Source organism: Flagellimonas alvinocaridis, from assembly GCF_965248585.1.
GTDB lineage: Bacteria > Bacteroidota > Bacteroidia > Flavobacteriales > Flavobacteriaceae > Flagellimonas > Flagellimonas alvinocaridis.
The window spans coordinates 3,234,777-3,257,329 of the sequence record NZ_OZ252111.1 but is presented as its reverse complement, the minus strand read 5'-3'; the positions used below and the strand labels follow the sequence as shown (position 1 = coordinate 3,257,329).

20 protein-coding genes are annotated in these 22,553 nt (G+C 38.5%); 11 read left to right on the top strand and 9 right to left on the bottom strand.

The genetic code is table 11. The features are described from left to right. Nucleotides 1-63: 63 nt before the first annotated feature. Nucleotides 64-1,986, top strand: a complete 1,923-nt coding sequence (gene nagB / locus ACP14V_RS14615; RefSeq protein ID WP_272608735.1) for a glucosamine-6-phosphate deaminase — start codon at nt 64-66, stop codon at nt 1,984-1,986. A 74-nt stretch (nt 1,987-2,060) separates the two neighbouring features. Here nagB and ACP14V_RS14610 read toward each other — a convergent pair whose 3' ends face one another. From ACP14V_RS14610 to ACP14V_RS14595, 4 genes are read right to left on the bottom strand one after another with little or no spacing between them, the layout of a single operon-like run. After that, entirely contained in the window at nt 2,061-2,723 is a 663-nt protein-coding gene (locus ACP14V_RS14610; RefSeq protein WP_272608734.1) for an NAD(P)H-dependent oxidoreductase, read from the bottom strand. 1 nt (nt 2,724) lies between these two features. Beyond that, nucleotides 2,725-3,456: a GNAT family N-acetyltransferase gene (locus tag ACP14V_RS14605; RefSeq protein ID WP_272608733.1), complete on the bottom strand. Its 732-nt coding sequence runs from the start codon at nt 3,454-3,456 to the stop codon at nt 2,725-2,727. After that, the gene (locus tag ACP14V_RS14600; protein ID WP_272608732.1) at nt 3,453-3,902 is read right to left on the bottom strand and encodes a DMT family transporter; all 450 of its coding nucleotides are present in this window, start codon (nt 3,900-3,902) and stop codon (nt 3,453-3,455) included. Before ACP14V_RS14600 ends, ACP14V_RS14605 begins: the two co-directional genes overlap by 4 nt. A 35-nt stretch (nt 3,903-3,937) precedes the next feature. Continuing rightward, entirely contained in the window at nt 3,938-4,561 is a 624-nt protein-coding gene (locus ACP14V_RS14595) for a Crp/Fnr family transcriptional regulator (protein WP_272608731.1), read from the bottom strand. Nucleotides 4,562-5,249: 688 nt separating this feature from the next. Between ACP14V_RS14595 and ACP14V_RS14590 the strand changes: the two genes are divergently transcribed. The 3 genes from ACP14V_RS14590 (at nt 5,250) to ACP14V_RS14580 (ending at nt 6,858) form a co-directional block, all read left to right on the top strand. Beyond that, entirely contained in the window at nt 5,250-5,729 is a 480-nt protein-coding gene (locus ACP14V_RS14590; RefSeq protein ID WP_272608730.1) for a hypothetical protein, read from the top strand. After that, a complete protein-coding gene (locus ACP14V_RS14585; RefSeq protein WP_272608729.1) occupies nt 5,726-5,941 on the top strand; it encodes a hypothetical protein in 216 nt (71 codons plus the stop codon). Before ACP14V_RS14590 ends, ACP14V_RS14585 begins: the two co-directional genes overlap by 4 nt. A gap of 80 nt (nt 5,942-6,021) precedes the next feature. Further along, entirely contained in the window at nt 6,022-6,858 is an 837-nt protein-coding gene (locus tag ACP14V_RS14580; RefSeq protein ID WP_272608728.1) for a DUF6414 family protein, read from the top strand. A gap of 200 nt (nt 6,859-7,058) precedes the next feature. Here ACP14V_RS14580 and ACP14V_RS14575 read toward each other — a convergent pair whose 3' ends face one another. From ACP14V_RS14575 to ACP14V_RS14560, 4 genes are all read right to left on the bottom strand, one after another. After that, nucleotides 7,059-8,063: a phospholipase D-like domain-containing protein gene (locus tag ACP14V_RS14575; RefSeq protein ID WP_272608727.1), complete on the bottom strand. Its 1,005-nt coding sequence runs from the start codon at nt 8,061-8,063 to the stop codon at nt 7,059-7,061. A 62-nt stretch (nt 8,064-8,125) separates the two neighbouring features. Next, nucleotides 8,126-9,634, bottom strand: a complete 1,509-nt coding sequence (locus tag ACP14V_RS14570; RefSeq protein ID WP_272608726.1) for a TRM11 family SAM-dependent methyltransferase — start codon at nt 9,632-9,634, stop codon at nt 8,126-8,128. Nucleotides 9,635-9,636: 2 nt separating this feature from the next. Further along, on the bottom strand, nt 9,637-10,758 hold the full coding sequence (locus tag ACP14V_RS14565) for a DNA methyltransferase (protein ID WP_272608725.1): 1,122 nt from the start codon (nt 10,756-10,758) through the stop codon (nt 9,637-9,639). Nucleotides 10,759-10,763: 5 nt separating this feature from the next. Beyond that, nucleotides 10,764-11,090 (bottom strand): helix-turn-helix domain-containing protein, encoded by a 327-nt coding sequence (locus ACP14V_RS14560; protein ID WP_272608724.1) that lies wholly within the window; start codon nt 11,088-11,090, stop codon nt 10,764-10,766. A gap of 388 nt (nt 11,091-11,478) precedes the next feature. Between ACP14V_RS14560 and ACP14V_RS14555 the strand changes: the two genes are divergently transcribed. The 6 genes from ACP14V_RS14555 to ACP14V_RS14530 all read left to right on the top strand — a co-directional run bounded on the left by ACP14V_RS14555 (nt 11,479) and on the right by ACP14V_RS14530 (nt 20,707). After that, nucleotides 11,479-13,254: a hypothetical protein gene (locus ACP14V_RS14555; protein ID WP_272608723.1), complete on the top strand. Its 1,776-nt coding sequence runs from the start codon at nt 11,479-11,481 to the stop codon at nt 13,252-13,254. 8 nt (nt 13,255-13,262) lie between these two features. Then, entirely contained in the window at nt 13,263-14,948 is a 1,686-nt protein-coding gene (locus ACP14V_RS14550) for a hypothetical protein (protein WP_272608722.1), read from the top strand. Between the two features lie 59 nt (nt 14,949-15,007). Then, nucleotides 15,008-15,886, top strand: coding sequence for a hypothetical protein (locus tag ACP14V_RS14545; RefSeq protein WP_272608721.1), 879 nt, complete (start codon nt 15,008-15,010; stop codon nt 15,884-15,886). A gap of 22 nt (nt 15,887-15,908) precedes the next feature. Then, complete coding sequence (locus ACP14V_RS14540) at nt 15,909-16,643, top strand: glycerophosphodiester phosphodiesterase family protein (protein ID WP_272608720.1); 735 nt, start codon at nt 15,909-15,911, stop codon at nt 16,641-16,643. Then, nucleotides 16,640-17,539, top strand: a complete 900-nt coding sequence (locus tag ACP14V_RS14535) for a hypothetical protein (protein ID WP_272608719.1) — start codon at nt 16,640-16,642, stop codon at nt 17,537-17,539. Before ACP14V_RS14540 ends, ACP14V_RS14535 begins: the two co-directional genes overlap by 4 nt. Nucleotides 17,540-17,602: 63 nt before the next feature. Beyond that, nucleotides 17,603-20,707 carry a KAP family P-loop NTPase fold protein gene (locus ACP14V_RS14530; RefSeq protein ID WP_272608718.1) on the top strand — a complete coding sequence of 1,035 codons (3,105 nt, stop codon included), beginning with the start codon at nt 17,603-17,605 and terminating at the stop codon, nt 20,705-20,707. A 68-nt stretch (nt 20,708-20,775) separates the two neighbouring features. Here ACP14V_RS14530 and ACP14V_RS14525 read toward each other — a convergent pair whose 3' ends face one another. Continuing rightward, nucleotides 20,776-21,408, bottom strand: a complete 633-nt coding sequence (locus ACP14V_RS14525; protein WP_272608717.1) for a Hint domain-containing protein — start codon at nt 21,406-21,408, stop codon at nt 20,776-20,778. Between the two features lie 747 nt (nt 21,409-22,155). Between ACP14V_RS14525 and ACP14V_RS14520 the strand changes: the two genes are divergently transcribed. Beyond that, nucleotides 22,156-22,497, top strand: coding sequence for a single-stranded DNA-binding protein (locus ACP14V_RS14520; RefSeq protein WP_272608716.1), 342 nt, complete (start codon nt 22,156-22,158; stop codon nt 22,495-22,497). Nucleotides 22,498-22,553 lie beyond the last annotated feature (56 nt).

The window sequence follows — 22,553 nt, the reverse complement described above, 5'->3', positions numbered from 1 at the left end:
TTTTGATAAGGACTTGGGGAAAAATTGAAGTATCTTTGTCAATTAACACTATAAGCAACTGTTATGGAAGTAGCCATAGAACCAAAATCAATCCAATACCAACCTGCGGGTCAATTTGAAGATACCCGCTTTGAGAAAATCCACAATGTTATTTTCAACGATTCCAAAACAGGTTCGTTCGAAGTGGCCAAGGAAATTGCAAAGCTGATTCGGAAAAAGCAGGAAGCAGGCAAAAAATGTGTATTGGGATTGGCAACGGGGTCATCACCCATAAAAGTCTATGAAGAGTTGGTGCGTATGCACAAAGAAGAGGGACTTAGTTTTAAAAATGTGGTAACCTTCAATTTGGATGAATATTATCCCATGGAACGGAACAATATTCAAAGCTACCATTACTTTATGCACCAGCATTTGTTCGATCACGTGGATATAGATCCGGCAAACGTGAACATCCCAGATGGTACCGTATCACCTGATAAACTACAAAAATATTGTCGCAGTTATGAAAGCCAGATTGAAAAGGCTGGAGGATTGGACTTTCAATTATTGGGGATAGGCCGAACCGGGCATATTGGTTTTAACGAACCGGGATCTCACTTTAATTCTGCTACCCGGGACATTACCTTGGACCACATTACCCGTGTGGATGCGGCTCCCGCTTTCAAAGGCCTTGAAAATGTGCCTAGAAAAGCGGTTACCATGGGGATTGGTACCATTAGAAAAGCAAAGCGGATTGTTCTTTTGGCTTGGGGTCAGAACAAATCAGAGATTGTTCGGGAAACCATTGAAGGGGAGATAAGCTCCGAAGTGCCCGCAACATATCTTCAGGAACACTCCAATGCTACCTTTGTATTGGATAAAGAGGCTGCAGCGCACCTTACACGTATAGATACACCTTGGTTGGTACGCACTTGTGACTGGACCAAAGATCTTACCCATAAAGCAGTGGTTTGGCTCAGCTTGCAAAAAGAAAAACCTGTATTGCAACTAACGGATAAGGATTACAATGATTCTGGAATGTCCGATTTGTTGAGTACGGAACAATCCTCTTACGAAATCAATATTAGGACCTTTAACCGTTTGCAACATACCATTACCGGATGGCCAGGTGGTAAACCCAATGCGGATGACACCAACCGTCCAGAACGGGCTACACCGGAAAAGAAACGTGTGATCATATTCAGTCCGCACCCGGATGATGATGTAATTTCAATGGGAGGTACTTTTGATCGCTTGGTTTCCCAAGGACATGAGGTGCATATTGCTTATCAAACTTCAGGGAACATTGCCGTAGCAGACCATGAAGCATTGAAGATAGCCGAAGTGGCCAACTCTATTACCAAAACAGATATATTCTCAAAAGTCATTGAAGACCTGAATGGTAAAACCGAGGAAGACTTTGATTCAGAATTGGTAAGAAAGATCAAAGGCAATATCAGGAGAAGTGAAAGTTATGGTGCTACCCGTTATATGGGAATCCCAGACAGCCAGGTACACTTTTTGGATCTTCCCTTTTACGAAACCGGAGCAATCCGTAAAAAACCATTAGGAGAAGAGGATATCAATATCATGAACGATATTATCGAAAAGGTAAAACCCCATCAAATTTATGCAGCGGGCGATTTGGCAGACCCCCATGGCACACACCGGGTATGCCTTGAAGCCTTATTTGCTTCATTGGGGCAGTTAAAAAGCAAATCTTTTATGAAAGATTGCTGGGTATGGTTGTACCGTGGCGCATGGCATGAGTGGGAAATCCATGAGATTGAGATGGCTGTGCCCATGAGCCCTGCGCAGGTATTAAGAAAGCGAAAAGCCATTTTTTATCACCAGACCCAAAAAGACGGAGTTATGTTCCAAGGAGAAGACCTAAGGGAGTTTTGGGTAAGAGCTGAAGATAGGAACAAAGAAACTGCACAAAAATACCAGTCTTTGGGATTGGCAAGTTATGCTGCCATGGAAGCTTTTGTGAGGTATCACTACTAAGAATAGGATTCTATTTATAACCATAAAAGGCCCATAACATAGTTATGGGCCTTTTAATTTCTGCTTTCAAGAATTTAAATGGATTCAAATAGGAGTTCTAAGGGTTTTCTCACCTTTGGCAAGTTCTGCGTGTTGTCCTCCGGACTTCTATAGCCAATGGGGGCCACTAAGGAAGCATTAAGGCCTTTTTCGGTCAATCCCAATATCTCATTGTATTTTTCGGCCTCAAAGCCTTCCATGGGACAGGCATCAATTTGAAGGTCGGCACACACAGCCAGTAAGTTACCCAAGGCCAAATAGGTCTGATGTTTGGTCCAGGAAGCTTGGTTCTCGTTGGATTGCTCCCCAATTTTCAACTTCATGAAATCTCCATAACCCTTCAGGTCTTCCATATTGAGTTGCCTTGTTTTTGCCGTAAGGTCTAGATATTGATCAATATGATGTGGTTTCACTTCAGCATAATTGCAGAAAACAAATAGGTGTGAGGCATCCACGATCTGACTCTGGTTCCATGATGCTGGTAGCAATTTTTTACGGGTCTTGGGGTCTTCTATGATCAATACTTTGTACAGTTGCAGTCCATATGAGGATGTGGACAGCTGCACGGCCCGTTTTATGATTTCAAGATTTTCTTCAGATACTTTTTGGTGAGGGTCGAACTTTTTGGTGGCATACCGCCATTCTTGTTTTTTGATGAATTCCATTCCTGTGGTTTTAGGTGTTATACTAGATCGCATATCAGTTGTTTTGTGTTGTCAATTGGTAGTTTTCCATTAAAAAATCATGGGAAAATCCCATTTTTAGATACATGTTCTTGGCCATTCCTGAGGCCTGTAAAGCTGCCATTGATGCTCCTTGGGCAAGGCCCATATTCAAAACATGGCGCATAATTTCAGTGGCATAGCCTTGTTTGCGGTGGTCGGGATCAATGCCCAGAGCGTGTACTCCCAAGATAGTTCCAGTAGTGTACATAATAACGGTGCCAACTGGTTCTTCTTCATGATAGACCAAGAAAAAGGGAATATCAGTGGCGGTTTTTAGGATGGTTTCCGCGCTTATCTTATAATTGAAGGCCTTAAAAAAAATGTTACTCCATAGATCTGCTTCCAAATCATGGGCTACACGGACCAATTCAATTTTTCTCTGGGTTTCAAACGCTGTATCGAGCGGAAGGCTCATTCCGTATTGTATGGATTTAAGGGAAAAGCCCGCTTCAGCTATTGATGCATTCTTTGTGGAATCCAAGTTGAAGTTTGAAAAGGTCATACCCTTGTTGCTCTTCATTTGAGCCTCAATTTTTTGTAGCGATTTTTCGGAAAGGACGGCATTGGTCCAAATCCGATTGGGCCACTGTGAATTTTCTATGGTTGAGGTGTGGATGCCTTCATGGTTGTGGTAACCATGAAACGTTTCCCCTGCAAGGCTCCACAATTGGGTTAAGTTGTCAATATTTAATACTGTGGTGTTCATTTTGAATTGATTAAAAATATTCCTGTGATCATGGCAAAAACGCCAATTAATTTTTTGGGTGTAATGGGTTCAATAGGAAGGTTCAGCCAACCAAACTTACCCGCCAAAAGGGAAAAGAGCAGTTGTCCGCATAGTCCCAAAGCAATCATTTTGGAAATTCCCAATTTGGGGATGGTATAGAAATACAGCGAAATACCGATCATACTGAACAACCCGCCCACAAACCACAAATACCAAGGTATCTGATGTACTATCTGGACTGATACATTTCCTTTGTTTGTAAATAATATAAAACAACTCCCGAAAATAGCACTGGCAATAGAGGTGGATACCACCGCCACGACGGGGTGTTTGGCCAAAGCCCCCAATTGGGTATTGAAACCAGCCTGAACGGCAAGAAAAATACCGCCTGTGAAGGCCAAAACATAAAGTACGATTAATTTCATGGGACAAAGGTCCGTAAGGAAACGGACTTTTGTCTTTACATATGTTGATTGGAGCTTTTTTCTTTGATTTTTTTTCGAATACGGCTCAATTGGGTAGGGGTGATGCCCAAATGCGAAGCGATAAATTGTAGTGGAATCCGGGCTTCAATGTTTGGGTGAAGGGTTATAAAGTCAAGATAACGCTCCTTGGCCTCTTTCAATACAATTTCGACTTCCCTTTTTTCTTTATCGATGACCCAGTTCTTTTCAAGGTAGGAAACGTAAAAATTCTTGAGGTCCGATTGGGAGTCTATCAGTTCTCTATATTTTCTGTAGTCAAAACTGATGAGGGTTGACTTTTCAACCACCTCAAGCGCAAAATGGGAGGGTTCATTTTTTAGGGCTGAGACCATGGAACCCACAATGTTGCCCTCCAAGAAAATGTTCTTATGGTACATATCGCCCTCCTTGTTCAAATAATAGGAAACAATGGCCCCTTGGTACAGAATGTGGATATGCCTCGATGTTTCCCCAATGGAAAGTAATGTGGAGCCTTTGTCCAGATGCTGGATCTTCCCCATTGAAATCAATAAGGAAATGGATGCCTCACTGATTGGGCTGTACCGGTTGAACACCTCTATGATAAACTCCCTGTGCGTTTCTATTGGATTGTCCTCCATTTGAGCTTAATAAGGAATCAAGTTACAGTTTTCTTACAGAAATAGGAAAGAGTGGAATTTACAGAATATTAAAAACCAAAAAAGCTCCGAGAAATCGGAGCTTTTTGCGGTCTGGACGGGACTCGAACTTTTTACTTAAAAAGCCCATTTTTCAGGACTTCCGAAAGGGTCAAAATCAAGAGGCACCGAATTGCTCACCTTTTAACAAATTTTAACCTTTTTAACATTAAAAATGATGAATTTTAATCCAGAATAGATCTTTAGTTTCAAAAGAAGTCAAGTCACCTATTTTGAGTTATATATGTGTATTTGAGTGATTCATTTTTTGAAATGGACTTTTTAATCTTTTCGTAGGCTATTACAACAAAATGTATTTGAAAAGTTTTCTGAACATTTCTTTTTTGTTTCCAAATCTTGGGTGTCTGAATGTTCTACTTTGACACAAGGGTAAAGTATTTATCCTCCCTATAAGAAATTAGTAAGAAAAACCAACCAAAATCCGTATTTTATGTGTCGGATTTGTACGAGGTAGTTTGACTGTCTCAGTACTATTGGAACGATTAGATGATTTAAGGACATATTAGTTTTTAGTAGGGCCTATACAAAAGTTTGAGAAGACAACAGTAATTGGAATCTATGTTAAAAAAGTCAAGCATATAAAGAAGTTCTAGGGAATTAAAAAAAGATAATGATAACAGAAAAGCAATATCAATACGTTTATAACATTTATCGTGAAGAAGCAGATATAATTGATAAATTGGATAATAAAGCAAAAATTTATTTATCAATCTGTTCTTTCATTTTAACGGCGCTTTTATTTAAGATTAAAGACATCTCCGAAGTTTTAATGGGATCAGAATCTGTTTTTGCCAAATATTTTTTAATAGCAACATACTCTTTTATTTTTTTTGCGCTCTTTTTCACAATTTTTACTTTGAAAATTTATTCTTACGAGTATCCTACTTTCATTGAAAAATTAACTTCAGAATTTGATGATAATGTTATAGATGAAATTTTCATCAAAAATAGGACAGCTGATTTACTAGTGGCAACTGAAATTAATGCTACGGTAAATTTCAAAAGAAGTAGGTATCTTGTTATTGCTTCGATATGCCTGCTTCTCGGAAGTGTATCTGCATTTACATTCCTAACATTGATAATTTTATGAAAGGAAAAAAAGTACCAGAAAAAAAGAAAAAAAGTAGCTCAAAAAAAGTCACAGAAACTAAAGAGACAAGTGAAAAAAAATTCTCTGAGATAAAAGAAGAAAGAGAAAAACAATCCTCGTTTTATAGAGGTGGTAAATTGAGGAGGAGACGTAAAATAGCTACTTATAAGCGGAGTATTAGAAGAAGCGAAATTCGTCACAAGAAAAAATAAACACTTACAAAAAATAGTTAACAGCTAGTTTTGTTGTGTAGTTCTAGCCGCTACCATTGGTATGAAATAAATCAAACACTATGAGTCCATATATCCATACTTATTTAGACGTAGAAGCTATTGATGACCTTTGGTCTCAAATTAAACAAACAGGTGTAACAACTGAAAAAATTCGTGAAGTCCAAAAAAATATTAATAACAAAACAACGATTGGTCTTGGGAATTTTGTTAAAGCTCTATTTGCTGATTTAAGCACTGAATTTGAAGCAGAGATAGGTACAAACAATGTTGAAACCACAATATTGTTACCCTCTTTAAAATTCATTATGCTGGAAGAGATTCTCGAAAATGTAAAAAAAGTTGAAACGGAAAATTATCAATATAGCAATCTTGAAATTGGAGATTTTGTTAGAATTTCAACGGATAAAATTGAACTTTACCCAGTGCCAAGTCAGGAGGATTTTCTTTTTGTAAATATGTTTTTTGAAATAGTTGATGATAATATTAAACCTCTTGATGTATTAAAGGAAGTGAAGGATTGCACAAATGCTCTCATATTTGCAAGTCATTTAGATGACGTCGGTATTTTTGAAAAAGGGGGTACGTTGAATCAGTTGCAAAAGGTTTTCGAAAAGGAATTGAGCAATCTTTTGCAAATCAGCGAAGATGACCTGACTCTTGGAATTTCTGCATTGAATTATGCCGTGGATGACACTACAATTGATGTATTTGTCTCTACAATACTAAAAAGAAAATTTATTCGTAAAACTAGGGCAACTTATATGATAAATAATAGGGTAGAAATCTTTGGAAGGATATTATCAAAAAATAAAAAGAAGAGGGAATTAGATGATTTCAGCGGGCCTGAATTTAGAGAACATTTTGGAATTGAATGTATTTCGATTAGGATTAAATAGTAAGCTCCTATTGAATCATGAGATTTTACTATAAGCGTATAGTGGTAAAAGCAAACCTCATTTTGTTCCCATAGCAATTTAATTACTAAACCGTTGGGTGTAAACGGAAATACTCAAAGATGAATGATATTCAGGATTTTAAGGAACATTTTTAGTCAATCTTGTTTTGTTCAACAGTAAGTTAACGCAATCAGAACTACCTATTTCAGAGCCTTCATAAATTCTGAGTTTGATAAGTAGCCAAACTTTTTCCCTTGGTGACCTATGAAATTTATGGCGTGAGGTTCTAGATTGGAGAAATCATCTGTCTCCTTTTTTATAATTCTTAATTCATAATCGTTTTCACCAACCCTGGTTATTGCAGCTAAATCTCCTTCTTCTGCAATCTTGGTATATCTTAATTTTCCTGTGCCTAATCTAAAATCTAGATTATTCTCAGCTTCAAAGGTCACTCGGCATTTGTCATCAACTATCCCTAAATCCACATAATTCATGTTTACCAGAGTTGAATACGTGGCCTTGATTCCTAGTTTGTTTCGAATGGTTAAGGCAGGAAAAAAGTCGTATGAATCTTTACTTAACCAAAAATATTGTGACCCAAGTCCAGCTTTTTCACCAGGATTAGCTTGAATTCGTGCAGTATCGGCATGACTTAATGTTACAAGAAGTGTAACTTCCTGCTCATCTTCAATTTTTATGGCACCACCAATTTCGTCATACAATAGCTTCCAGGCTGGCAGAGTCCTGTCAGCTAGATCCGGTTCATAAATATCCCATTTCTGTTTGAAAAAATTGGCAATGACATTGTTCCATTGAAATCCAGTTTTCGTTATTTCTTCATCTTCGATCATTAATGATGCCTCAATGTTCTGGGACATTCCTGGTCCTGTAAAATTGCCTGAAGTGACAATCAACGATTGGCTATTGTTGTAACTATGTCCATAACATTTTGCATGAAGTAGCCTCTTCCTGTTGATCAAATAAACCTTACAACCCACTTCAAGAAGTTTTTCCACTACTTGTTGACTCGACAATCTTTGAGAAGTGCTACCACCAAGAAAAACAATACATTCTCCGCCAGCTTTAATATGATCTTCGAAAACATCATAAAAACGTACTCCTCCATTAAAGTTTGAGAATCCAGATATAATATAGAAGGTGCCATTGCCCGGTGTTCTTCCTCTCACCCATGATTTTTCAAGCATATTGAGAAGACCTTTGGATGAAGGGTCCGTGAAATAGACATTGGGATGTATTGCGAATTGCATTACTTTCTTTTTCTAAAAACTATCAATGATTCTTTATTTACCGCATTTTGTGAATTTATCCCATATCTGTGATATACTTCCAGAGGAGTATTCTCGGATAGCTCCAAACCCACTGATTCAGCAATGGCCACCAACAATTTGGGAGTGTCGATATCAGTTCTTGTTCCTCCAATGGTAGTGTGGTTATGGCCTACAATCAAAGCAAAATGACTGTTTGGCTTGAGTTTTCCCTTTACGGTTTCGAACATATTCATCATTTGGAAAAAATACCTGTACAGCAAAGCGGGGACTGCCTTTTTTCTAAATCCATCCTTTGCGCCTAGTTTCAGGAAGAGGTCCTTGCAAAACACATGGACCTCTTCTGGAAGATTTTTTGAATTTTCAACCAAAATTGAGTTCCATTTGTCCTGTTCATTCTTCACTTTGAATTCGCGACTGCCGATTAACTCCGTTTCCAGACCTTTGATATCCTTTGATTCTACCATGGAAAGCCATACTAAACTGAGTCGTTGGGTATCAATATAGGGGAGTGCAGTGGCGTATGGAGGGCTGGTAATGGCAAAATCAATGGAATCATCAGGAATTTGATTCGGGGTACAATTGTTGATGTCAGTATTTAAGGCCCTGTTGCTTGATTCGATGAGGCCGAAATTATCCTGAAAATCCTTCATTGCAACGACAACCGAATCCATCTTGGTTTTCAGTTCTTCAATAAGAGGTATTACAGGTAACGGGGATTTTCTTCTTCTGATTCGCAGATCTTTGGGCTCTTGATAAGAATAATCCCGAAGTAGATTGCTTGTGGCCACTAAAACCAGATTTGTGATATTTTTGAGTTCGAGAGATGAGAGACGAAGGCATTCGATATCGAGTAGCACGTCTTCAGGGAACCATTTTTTCAAATAGGTTATACGGGTATCGGTTTCACTCTCGAGGGTAAAATCAGGTCTTTTTGTCGTGTATATGTCAATTAGATGTTCAAACTCTTCTTTGATTTCTAGCCATTCAAGACCTAGGGTTCTAATTTTTGTATTGGCAATAAATACAGCCAATGGGTTAATATCCGTACCAACACCCTGCGCTCCAATATGGGAGGCCTCAACCAGGGTTGTTCCGCTACCACTAAAGGGGTCTAAAATTCTACTGCTTTTTGAAATACCGTAAATATTGAAAAGAGAGCGAACTACTTGGGGGTTGAACTTCCCCTTGTACTCATGCAATCCATGCACGGAGTATCGTGTATTTTGCCTTTTGCTTGCTCCGCTATTTTTGTGTTCGGCCTTGTTTTGTCGCGTTTCTATGAAACGGTTGTCGATGGCCGCATGAGAGAAATATACCAGACTTTCAATTTTGGATGCTGAAGGAAAAGATTTCAGCGTTACTTTTTTGTTATCCACGGCTATTTGTGCAGGTGATAATAATGTTTCTATTTCACGAAGCGCAAGTTTCTTTTCGTAAGGGAAAAATTTATAATCCCTCCAATAAATGTTTATCTCTGACAAATCCATACTTAGGCCTTTTGGTGAATGACTATAAATTCCTCTTTTATCCTTGCATGCGACAAGTTAAATGATTTGCGCGAGGATTTGACAGCTCTTTTCAAAGTAGTGATGTGATTGAACCCACTCTTTATACCGGCATTCTCGATTATCACATCGTTGTTGACGATTTCCCCATGGATCTTGGAACGTCCTATGACAAATACCGAATAAGCTCCGTTCTCGGATTTGGCATATAAGAAATCAAATAATATTTCCATTTGATTGATGAAGTCATCTGCCGTTTGATGATTTTTTTTGAAATAGTGGGGCCGCGCACCAATTTCATCAATCTTGACCTTTTCTGCATCATATCCGAGCCACCACATTCTGTATTTGTGATAGAGCCAGTATTCATACGCGTTAGGATATGGAGGGGAAGTAATGGTCAACCCGATTTTCTGGGTAAAATCACTGGAATCAAGGAGCAGCGAGTTTTTGTTTATTACAGTTGAGGTTTCTTTTATTTTTTGGGATTTCTTGGCCTTTTCAAGTTTTTCGGCAGTTTTGAGGAACAATGAAAAAACATCTTCACCGTTCACATTTTTTTCCACTGCGGCGTATCTCGTATCACTATCTTGATTGGATAATCTGACCAAGTTCGAGGATAAACAGAAATTTAAGGCATCCCTTAACTCGGGGTGATCTACTTGGTTAATTTGTTCAATTAAGATGGATACTTTCTTTTGAACATCCTTTTTGAACCAATGATCCAGATTTTTAATGGCAGGGATCTGCACTGGTTTAGAGCCTTTTTGACATCCTGCAACTATCTTTTTTGCATAATTTGATAGTTCGAAATCAAATAGGGACGTTTTGACCCTTGATATAAGACAGGCAATCGGGTTGAGGTCGACACCAATTGATGGGATTCCAACTTTCTGGGCTTCCGTTAAGGTAACCCCGCTGCCGCAAAATGGATCGAACACAACGGAATTTTCAGGGATGTGAAGTTGTCTCAAAATCTCCCGTGGCAGCTCAGGTATAAATTTAGCTGGATAAGGATGTATTGAATGTAGTGCGCTGGATTTTGAATCCTTAATGTCCCAATCAAAAGCTGTTAATTCATCCAATAGTATAGTTTCTTCTTGCATATCGTCTATAGGTTGAGGGCCGTCTGTTTTGTGTTCCTTAATTTCATGTATTTTATTTTTTCCTCGACCAATTCGAATACCCTGTCGCTACATTTGTTATCATATAGTTTTTTGGCAACCATTTCACTGAAGTACTCATCTTTAAGCACATTCAGGTCAAGTCCGAATTCCTCGGCAAGGAGTTCCAGCCTTTTTTCATCAAATTCCCTTTTCCCTGTTTCAATCTTGCTCAGATTGGCAGAGTCCATATTGAGTTTAGCGGCTAGCTGCGTTAGGGTAAAGTCTTTGGACTTTCTCAACTGCCGAATGTATTCACCGAAAGTTGCTTTCATTGGACTTGAATATATTTTCTTGTCAACTACTGACAAATTTAGAATCTTATGCCCGTTTTCAAAATTTTAATTCAGTCTTTTTGCATAGTAAAGAAGTAAACCTTCGAATACTTTTGCTTTTATATTGCTATAACATGGCTATGGACCAATTCAAAGGCTTGTTGCCACAATGTATTTACGAGGTTGCGAAATGCATAGTTTTACCACAAGCGGCTAACTTTATAAAAAGTTGATTTTTTACGGAAAAACCCTAGTTTTTTTAAGGATTTCACCCAATTACATTTAAATTCTTTTCTCTAAATTTAAAGCAATTACTTCCCCCACCTATTTTCTATAAAATTCGTAAACGATTTGGCTATCAGTCAGATACGCATAAATTTTTTATGTGATGATTTTTTACACTGTTTATGGGTATTCCATTGTTCCACATGTTTCATACATCATGGAGCAAGGTGCGGAAGGGGACATGAGCCTTACCGAATTTTTGATAGCATTCAGCATTGTTATGATGATGTTGAGTTTTGTATCTGAAAGGGTATCCAATTTCTTAAAACTGCATTTTCAAGGTAAGAGCATATGGATACCCTACCCCCACACGAATAATGGATTTAAATGGGGGATGCGTACGAATATCAAAATATTGGCACATAAGCAACCTACCGATGTCATGGAGAAGGAAAGAGAGTATCGGATACTTCTCATAAACATTATTGTAGGTATTGCCATAGCCACTTTTTGTAATGCCAACTTCTTTGAGATTGTCAATAATATTTCTCGATTACCTGATGATGATTCGACAAATAAGACATTCAGTATCATATCGGGATGGAGATTTAGCGATCTGGAAGAATTTAAGTGGGAATTGATTGTGGGAGGATTTTATCTACTGGCCTTGGTTTGGTCACTGAGCTTAATATTCTTCAATCGTTTGCCCGAAAACAATGCTAAGATTTCCCCCAGTGCCATTAGAATACCGTTTTACTCCATTTTGACAGTGACCCTTATTTTGTTGTTGGTCCATATTATAGAAGACAACTTTCCTTTCACCATGATTGAACATGCTTTTGGATTTATTATCACTGGCTTGTTTTTGAGTTTGGGATCTAAATTTTGGCATGATTTATTGGATTTTCTGTTTCGGGTCAAAAATGTACAACAACGTGTCAATGAGAGGGACACATATACGCAATTTGACAAACCGGATAGGATTTTGGCATTGGCCAATACATCCCATTACCAAATTGCCGAAGAATTGTTCAAGGAGTATGAAGATGAAATCTGGAAAATACATGGGGTGGTTTCAGTTGGATTAAAATCAAAATTTGATACTATCGATGGCTTCTTCAAAAGAAAAATAGAGGTGGAATACACCACAGCAGAAGCACAGGAAAGACTTCAACAACTATCGGAAAGAGGTATGGTCACCATTGAGTTGAATTCTTACTATTTAAGGGATTACTTAGTAACCCTTTATACCGAGGAACTAATTGCTGCATACCCTTTAACAGAAGTTGCCGCTACAGTCGGTTCTGAGAGAAGCATTAAGGAGGTGCGTCCCGTTTGTTATGCCTATAACATGGATTCCACTTCCTCAATGGGTTCATTCGGTGTGTTTAAGGAAAATGAAAAATACTTTGCCCATAGTAACCTTCATGTATTTGCCACTCCGACTGATTTAAAGCGGTTTGATCATGGTAGTGTTAAAGAATTAAAAAGCAACCACGTAGGTTTTAGAATCAATGAAAATGATTATCAAAACAGCAAAATCTTAAGTTTCAGCTTTGGCAATGGCGGAACCTATGGTGAAGATTACTGTTTGTGCGAAATATCAAAGGAAATTTATGATGCTTATAGAGCTCATGTTGGAATGGATCAGCTTGAAGCTTCGGTTTCAGAGGATAAGATGACAATGTTTGGGGCGGTGAGCAAGACAATGTCCTTTAAGAAATACAGGGAGATAACAAGATGTAGGGTCAATTATGGATCCTTTATCAAAGAACTGAAGTTGATAAAAATTGAAAGCACTTATTTAAATGTGAGTAAAGGGGACAGTGGTTCGATTGTCAAATACAAAGTCTATGGAGTAGGGGGGCAACTGTTTTCCCGTGAAGGAATGATTGTAGCAAAAAGTAGAAAATATGCATATATGATGAAATTATCCTAACCTAAAATATGAGCAATATGAAAATCCAAATGCTGTTCCTGCCGTTGTTTTTGATACCACTTATTGGTCTGTCCCAATACGAGGTGAAAATTGAAATAGAGAACGCTGTCCCGATTATTGAAGTGGATCCCCTTAGTGAAGATCTAATTAAAGAACATGATGAATTTAAACATCTGTTGCTTCTCAGCCAAGCTGTGGAGTTCAAAAGTTTAAGTGCGTCCGAATTTAAGGAAACGGGCGAAAAGATGTTTTACTACTACAGTATCGATACGCTTGATAACAAGATTAGCTTGAAAAAAATTAAAGACGAAGTAAATTTAAAGAACAAGGATTTTAGACTTCAAATCATCACAGAGAGTAACAGTAAATTCACCTTTCGAATTCAAGCCAGTATTGCGGATAAAATAATTGACCAAGGAGGAGAAAAGACATTCTTGTATTGCAAGAAATCGGATGTTTTTAAAACTGATGGGGAGCCCTGTAATGACTATGATCAAATCACACAAGTGCCTTTTCCCCAATTCCAAGATTTTGAGGATGAACTTCCAAAGAGTAGAAATCATAGGTATCTGGTCATAGATGCCAACCCCAATCCATTAAAAAAATCAAACGTAACGCTCTACAAGTTCAGGAATTCCGTACCCGAATATGATAAGGGTTCTACGTTTACCGATAACTTTCAAGCTCGCTTGAAAAAAACCAGGTCCATACCTCGGAACAGCAGTTTTTCGGTTTTTGTGGCATATCACAGTTTGAGGACCATTAAAAGTGTATCCATTGAGATCAGTGGTTTGGATTATAGCTTTAACAAAGGTATAAGTGACATTCTGGGTTTGATAAATACTACTGAAAATAAAGAGCAGCAAGAGGAAAAGAAAGATGGGGAAGAAGGGATGGAAGCAGCTTCATTTGACAAAAACGATACCAAAGAAGAGTCCTATCTGAAAACCGTTGAAAAATACCTTTACGAGACCGAATCCATCCAATATCTTAATATCAACGACCTTCTGGCTATAGAGGAGTACAAGAAAACATTAAATAATGCCATCCAAAATGGTAACATCCCGCTGAATGCAGAAGGTATCCAATCACTTTCTCGCATTATGGAATGGTACCCAAAATGGATTTCAATCACACCTATTTCACTTATGGTTCCTGATGCGGACGAATTTGAAATAAAAACAGTGATCGCATACAATAATGGTACAAGTATGAAGAACACTGTGGCAAACTATCGGGTTTCGGGGGGAATGGCCTTTAATTTAGGAAGCAGGGTTTATCTTACTGGGCTTAAAAATAATAAAGTGTACACCGAGGACATTGAAAATGGAGATGGGGCAATGGAAAAAAGGGCACGAATCAATAAGGACCATCAAACCTCGGTCGGGGTCGGTCTTAATGGTGAGATTGCCTTTAGGACAGGAGGAATAGTAAATCCTACGTTGAACCTTGGGTTTTTTGTGCCGTTTGAAGAGGACATTTCGCCTTATCTGGCGTTTGGTCCCGGATTTACTTTAACAGCGGCCAAGGTAAAGTTTAGTTTTAGTGGGGGGGTGGCCATTGGAAGTGTCAATGCGGTGGCCGAAAGGTTTATTGATAAAGATGTCTCAAGTGTCACGGATGTTACCACTTTGTCCGAAAAGGTTTGGGACAGTAGCTGGTATTTGAGCATTGGGCTCAGCTACAAGCTATAATTTTTGAAATACCATAAGATAGCCAAACAGTTAGAATCCTTATAAACCTCAATCCCATCATGGATTTTTTGGGCAGTATCAACTTTATAAAGATAGCCTCATTGCTTTTTTCAATTTCTCTATTGACATGGGGATTAAAAGTCTATGTTGAGAACAATGATGTGGCCGAAGAGTATCAGGGACAGTTTGATAAAATTTATTCAAGTCAGCATCCCGATGAGAATGACCTATATGGGCTTTTCAATCTAAAACTTGGACATTATAAGGATATCGTCAAAAGTTTGGGAGAAATTCAAAAAGGAATTATAATCATCATCATCATATCACTGCTCATGTTGTTTTTTGGGGCTGATAAGCTGACCGTGTTCGGGTACACTGTTCCGGATAACCTTGCCTTCATGATCATTTTTTTTGGAGGTCAATATCTCTGGGCCAATTTTGGGCTTACCTTGAATGCCCTTATCGAAAATCGTTTGTCTCTCCATGCATATATCAATGAACTGGAACAACTGAAGGGAGGACTGGAATATAGGAACAGTCTTCGACACGTTTTGTCGGATTCCACGTTAGGGGATAATTGGTTCAGTCACTATTTTGATATTTATAAAGGCCGAATGCCGAACAACGATCAAATGGTCACCTCCAAAGCGATTGGTTGGTTAGGGCTTTACGGAATATATGCCGTTGTATTGGGAGTTTTCAAATTTAGTGTAATAGCAAGCACGCTTGAGTTCATCAAAAGAAAAGGCCAGTCAATGCCGTTGTGGGCTAGAATTGTAATGCCATTTTTTCTTTTCATGATGCTGATGGTCAGTACACTGACATTTGGATTAAAAATGAAGTATTGTATGATCTGGCTTGGGTCAATTTGGTTGGTCAATACGTTGGCCTTATTTTTTTGGCATTCCATAGGGCTGTCCCACCGATTTAAAAAATAACACTTGCAAACTAATCTGTCATATGAAAAAAAGGAACATTTGGATATATCATAAACCAATTGCCCATAGGGGACTCCATTCCGGAAATGCTTTGATACCGGAAAATTCGTTGAAGGCATTTGAAGCCGCCATTGATAAAGGGTATCCTATTGAACTTGATGTCCACCTGTTAAAGGATAATGAAGTTGTGGTTTTCCATGACGAATCACTTGAAAGAATGTGTGGTTCCAACGAGGTAATAAATAACCTCACATCCAAAGAGATTAAGGAGTACCGCTTATTGGAATCCAGTGAACAAATTCCACTTCTCAAGGAGGTTTTTGATTTTGTCGAAGGTCGGACACCCATTCTGATCGAAATTAAAAGTTCCAAGGAAAACAAAGGCGTACTGTTGCCATTGGCCAATCTGATTAAAGGCTATTCTGGGTATGTTGCCATTCAATCCTTCAATCCATTTTATCTGAGATGGTTTGCAAAAAATGCCCCCTTGGTTGTCAGGGGTCAACTTTCAGGTTCTTTTGAAGGGGAACCTCTGGGGTATCTGATAAAGTTCTTGCTAAGGAATTATGTATTCAATTTTATGGGCAAGCCTGATTTTATTGCCCATGAGGTTGAGGATTTGAAAGAGAACCGAAAAGTGAAGCGGTTGCGAGAGAAGAACATGCCTGTTTTGGGATGGACGGTAAGGGAGGTGAAAACATTTCAAGAGTTCAAACCTTATCTTGATAATATAATCTTTGAAAACTTCCTGCCATGAGAGAACAATGGGAAGGATTGAAGGAAATGTTGAATAGTCCGGCAACATTTATAATGAGTATCACATGGACCTTGCTGTTTTCTTTATTAACCTACTTTTTGGGAGTGTTCACCGGTTGGTACCGAAAGAATATATTTTTATTTCGTTATACCTTGAGAAGAATTTGGAATATCATTCCACATAAAAAATATGTTATTCTATGGAATGACGATAATGAATCGGTGAGTGAGAATATCAAAACGCTATTGGGATCAAGGGCACCAGGGTTTAAATACAGGATAATCAGTGAACCTGATAAGTTGTTGGGGTTTCCACTTGCACCAAAACATGTACATATCATATTTTTAATCGTTTCGGATGTAACCAAGCTGGCAGAAGTCGAAAAAGTTAGGGAGCTTATCCAAAAAAGACTTATAGACTACGTTAGAAAAGGAGGAAATCTATTTGGAACCCATGATATTATTTATAAAAGATGCCGGAACACTAGTTTGCAAAAGGCGTATGGTTGTGAGATATCGAATTTTAAAAGATTTTCAAGACCAATCAAAGTAAAGATAGACGATGAGAATAAAAATCACCCCCTATTGGAGGGAATTCCCGAGGAATTTGCAATTGACGATGGTGAATTGTGTTGGGGCCAATGGGGCAATGGGGCAAAGACTTTGATAAGGACAGTAGCCCAACATAAGAACAATTCGGATGATAAGAGAATCAATGTGCCCACCTTGGTAATTCGCCATACGGGTGAGATCGGGACCTTTATCTGGTTCAATAGTGCCGATAAGTACAATGATATTGCACGGAGCATAAACGAGCCCCAAGAAGAGGTTATTCGAATCTTTGAAAACGCAATTAAGAATTCTGATAGAATAAAGAAATTTGACAACCCCATTTAATGATGTCATATAAAACTAAGATTGAATCATCTACAATGGGGATCGTGAAGATCGTTTGACAACATGGCAACCCTCACTATTAATACAGCAGCTAAGAATTACAAAGTGGTTTTGGGAGATTCTCCCAACAACTATGATTTGGCCATCGTTTCCATTGACAGTCAAGGTAACTCCGGGGAATTAAACGATTATGTACTGGAAAAATATGGTTATGAATTTCTGGGAGTAAGTGAAGAAAGTTTAAAGAAAGGTTTTCATTTCCTACGGACCCCGGATAAAAAGCCAATATTGTTTGTTGTAACCGTTGGAGAAAGCAATACATCCGAAAATCTTATTAGAAATTTGACCAATGCCCTTTTTGAAACCTCAAAATTTCTCACCTCAAAAGATATTTGGATTCCCCTCATGGGAACGGGAACGGGAGGCTTGGATTTCTTAAGCAGTTATAATGCCATTATCGGTGTCATCCAGCAATTTCATGACCTTTTTTTTACTGTAGCAATACCAAGGGATGAACGGGGAAAAACCTTCGTCGAGGAAAATAATATCGAGGTGTCTGACCCTTTGAAGAATTTACTGCCTGACATCAATTATTATTTGGGGGGCCATCTTTGGGGGGCTGATAATGACCAAATGGATCGCTTTGTTTCAAATGGTATTTGGGAGAATGGCCATGATAGCAAGGATATTGAAATCGTGAATTCGGCAAAAATTGGGGACATTGTTTTGCTTAAATCCACCTTTCAGCAAGGGGGCACCAGTTATTTACGATTAAAGGGTATTGGCTTTGTTCTAAAGAATCATGCTGATGGCCATAACCTGGAAATGAACTGGCACATCTTTGACAACTATGTGGACATTCAGAATCTAGGGAAATACAGAAATACTTTTACAAGATTGAGTGCCGAAGATGTGGAGCTGGTTTTGAATCGATTAAAGGAAGAGGTCCCCAACTTTTATCTAGTGATTGATGTGCTTTCTGCCCAACCGGCCAATATGGACATTGAGTCCAATGAATCTGAAATGGATGAAAATGCGACCATGTTTTATGGGCAGGAAGTTGGCCAGGAAATAAGGGATTATGATATCATCTTTCTTCCCAAGAGCTCATACGGTGGAGTTGGTAACAATAGTATCGCGACCCATGTGCTGGATCTTTTGGGCATTGATAAAAACGTTCTTTTGTTTTCAGAAGAAAATCTTATAGAAAATCGATATTCATTAAATGATATTGAGGCAAATGGTAAGGTCTACTTCATCGCGTTTATTGTTACCAGGGATGAGTTGAAGGAGTCCCTACCATTTGAAAAGCATTTTTTTATTGCGATTGAAAATTTTAGGAAGTCCCAATACTTTATTCGTCTCAAAGAGGAAGGGAAACATCTTAAAATCTTTGTGCCGTTTTTGGGGACTGGGCAAGCAGGAATGACCGTATACGACAGTTATAAGAATCTAATTCCTGGTATAAAGAGGATTAAATCTTTGGACATACCAAAAACGATTCGCATAAATTATCCAAGGGAATCGGATATATTCGAAATAACCAAGTTCAATGCGCGGTTCTTAATACAATTACATCTTCGGCCTTATAAAAGTGAAAGTGCTGGGGCCAGTACCATAGACAAGATTCCGTTTCATCTTGATCAAGTTGTGGATGAGGATGAATTGGGAAGGGAACCAGTTGCGAAGGCATTTGTAAACCTCATTAAGAAGGACATTTTTACCGATAAGCTTAATTATTCCTTTATGGTTCACCTACAAGGTGAATGGGGGGCCGGTAAATCTTCTTTTTTGAACTTCATCAAAAAGCATTTGTGCCTGCATGGTGAAAAATGGATAATTGTAGACTATAATGCATGGCAAAATCAACATATTGATCCGCCGTGGTGGACCATGATTGATCATATATATAGAAAATCAAAACCACAATTGGATCGCCGGGCTCGATTTCAGCTATGGCGAAAAGAAACCATTAGAAGGATTTGGCGCTATACCGGTTGGGAAAAAGTAACAATTTTACTGGTTTTTCTAGTCTGCATACTCTGTATTACTTATTTCGGGGAAGGAATTATTTCATTCTTCAATGGCATTAAAGAAAGTGAGAAGGGAATAATGACCAATGTCGAGAGTTTTGGAAAGCTCATCATAACTGCATGTTCCATAGTTGGAGTTTTGTACACATTTTCCAAATTCATTACCATTCCTTTTTTTATCAATTCATCCAAAGAGGCCAAATCTTTTGTTTTAAGGGCTTCGGACCCAATGAATAAAATAAAGAAACACTTTAATGACCTGGTAGATGATATCAACTCAAAAAAGCAAAAGCAGCAATTGGCAATTTTTATTGATGACATTGACCGCTGTGATAAGGAGTTTATTGTAAATCTATTGGAGGGTATTCAAACCCTGTTCAAAGAGAAGCGGGTCCTATACATTGTCGCAGGGGATAAGAACTGGATCACTACCAGTTTTGGTAAAGTATATAAGGACTTTGTATCCCCAGAGACCACTGAACAACGACTAGGAGAGTTTTTCCTGGAGAAAGCATTTCAGCTTTCTTTTCGAATGCCCAATATTTCAGAGGAAGCGAAGAAAAATTATTGGAACACTATTCTTGGTATTGGAAATGACCAAGGGGAAGCAAAAATAGAGCATGTGGACCAGTTATCGGAAACAAAACAAAGAGAGATTAAAAATAAGCTTTCAAATTCAAAATCTGAATTGACAAGTCCCGAATTCATGAAGCAAATGGAAGTGGATTACAATCTTTCAGAAGATACGGTATCCGATATAATAATAGAGGAAAAAAACAAGGACACAACGGAAATAAGACATTTGCTAAATGATTTTCATGAGGTGATCGATACGAATCCAAGATCTATTATCCGTTTGGCCAACAACTATACCATGATAAGGTCAACCTTGATAGCTGAACGTAGAAAGATTGATGAGCAAAAAATATTTAGATGGCTTGTGATAGAAGATTTAATGCCCGAAATAAGTAATAATTTTGTAAATCTTACAGATGTTTCCCTCATAGAGGAACGTTTGAAGGAAATAAAGGACCCAACTAAACGGAAAAACTGTTTAAGGCTACTTTTAGGCGCAAATTCAAACAATGAAGATGCTATGACCATTGAAGAGATCAAACAGATAAAAGGCTTGTGAATATAAATTACCATGGCCATGGCCATCATTCTTCATGGCCCAATTGTCGAAACTGTTTTTGATTTCAACTATCCCTCCCATACAGGGAGTGAAGTGTCGGGAAAACTTTGCGGGTTTATATACTTGAAAACCTCTCTACCTTTTTTGATGGTTTGCCAGAATAAAGTTCGAATAACTTTACAGTTTGCAAAACAATGTGCCGGAAAGCCTTCTGCTATAAAGCTGAAATGCCCATCCACGATAAGATTATATACTTCTACTTCATGATCGACCGGTATCAGGTTTTTTATTTCCAGTGAACCCGATGTTCCATCTTGGGCATGTCGGACCATTTTTTGACCTGACTTTAGTTTTTTAGCCTTTATCCATTTGCCATTACTGAGGAAGGGATGATTTTTGGTGACTTTCAAACTACTCCCATTATCGAATTGTATTTCTATTACATTTTTACTGATATGTCCTTTGACAAAGTGTAAAACGGCTTTCTCTTCAAGCTTGTTCGTTCTGTTGCAAAAAGAGAGAACTTTAGTTTCCCTCCTGATATCCTGAATCTTTAAATATCCATTGGAAGTCAATATCCTTGTATCTTTTGGAAAACAATCAGGGCCTCCTGTACGATTGTTTTCTGGACGATAGGAATGTTCTTGTTGTCTTTTTCTTTGTTCGTTATAGGTCCTGTTATTTTCTTCATTGGTCGGCATAGTCTTTTGGTTTAGATTGTTCCTAAGAAAGATAGTGATATTAATCTTTGGATTCTTGTAAGGGATATCAATTTTATGTAAACTTTCGAAAATTTAATAGAATCTTCTTTTTAAGGGATAAATAGCATTCACATAGCGGTTTAACTTATGGCAAAATGATTGTTTTTTGCCAAAATTTAATTCTTCAAGGGTCTTTAAAAATTGGTTTTTACCATCGGTAAGCCGCCCCTTGGTTTTCGTAACGGAATGTATGGCAAAACCTTCTTATGGCTTTGCTCATCCCTTCCTAAAAACCTATGGATTGGCTTGCTCATTTTAAGGGGTTTATAATAAAAGAAGCCCTTCGTTGTTTTTCGGGACATCGAAAAACAGGGCAATGCCCAAGGACTTCCAATCAGGACACCATCGCCTGCAGTCGCTTAACTTCCCGTTCGCTCCCTTAACAATGGGTCAGATGGAATTCCTAGGGCCCTCATCGAACCTGTCAAGGCCAAGACAGGTTTTGTCCATAAATAGGGTTTCCACTTCCTTGAAAATCCTAGGATTTTGCTACGTCGCGGAGCCTCCCGATTTCAGTCCGAAAGCCTTGACAGAACCCCCTTATTTTATGGTGCTACGCACGTAAGAAGCAAACAAACGCCCCTTAAAATTTGGGAAACAAAGACCAAAAAATGGAGGGGGAATTTTTAACCCTGTTTGCTGATTTATTCCAAAATGGAAAACGGCAGGCCTTTAAAACTTTTTATCATGAGTACATTGAAAAACAAAGTGCAGTTGATCGGAAACGTGGGGCAAGACCCCACCATCACAGACCTTGACAAAGGGAAACGAGTAGCGAGGTTCACCATGGCTACCAATGAACACTACAAGAATTCAGAAGGGGAACGCATCACCAATACCGAATGGCACACTGTCATCGGTTGGGGAAAATTGGCCGACATCATTGAAGGGTTCGTGACCAAGGGCAAGGAAGTTGCCATCGAAGGAAAATTGACCTCCCGTTCCTATGAGGACAAAGAGGGCAACAAACGGTACGTGACCGAGGTAGTGGCGAGTGAAATTCTATTGTTGGGCGGTAACAACGATTGATGAAATAGGGGTGTCCAAGTTTTTGGGCACCTCCTTTTTATCCATCCTTAAAAACA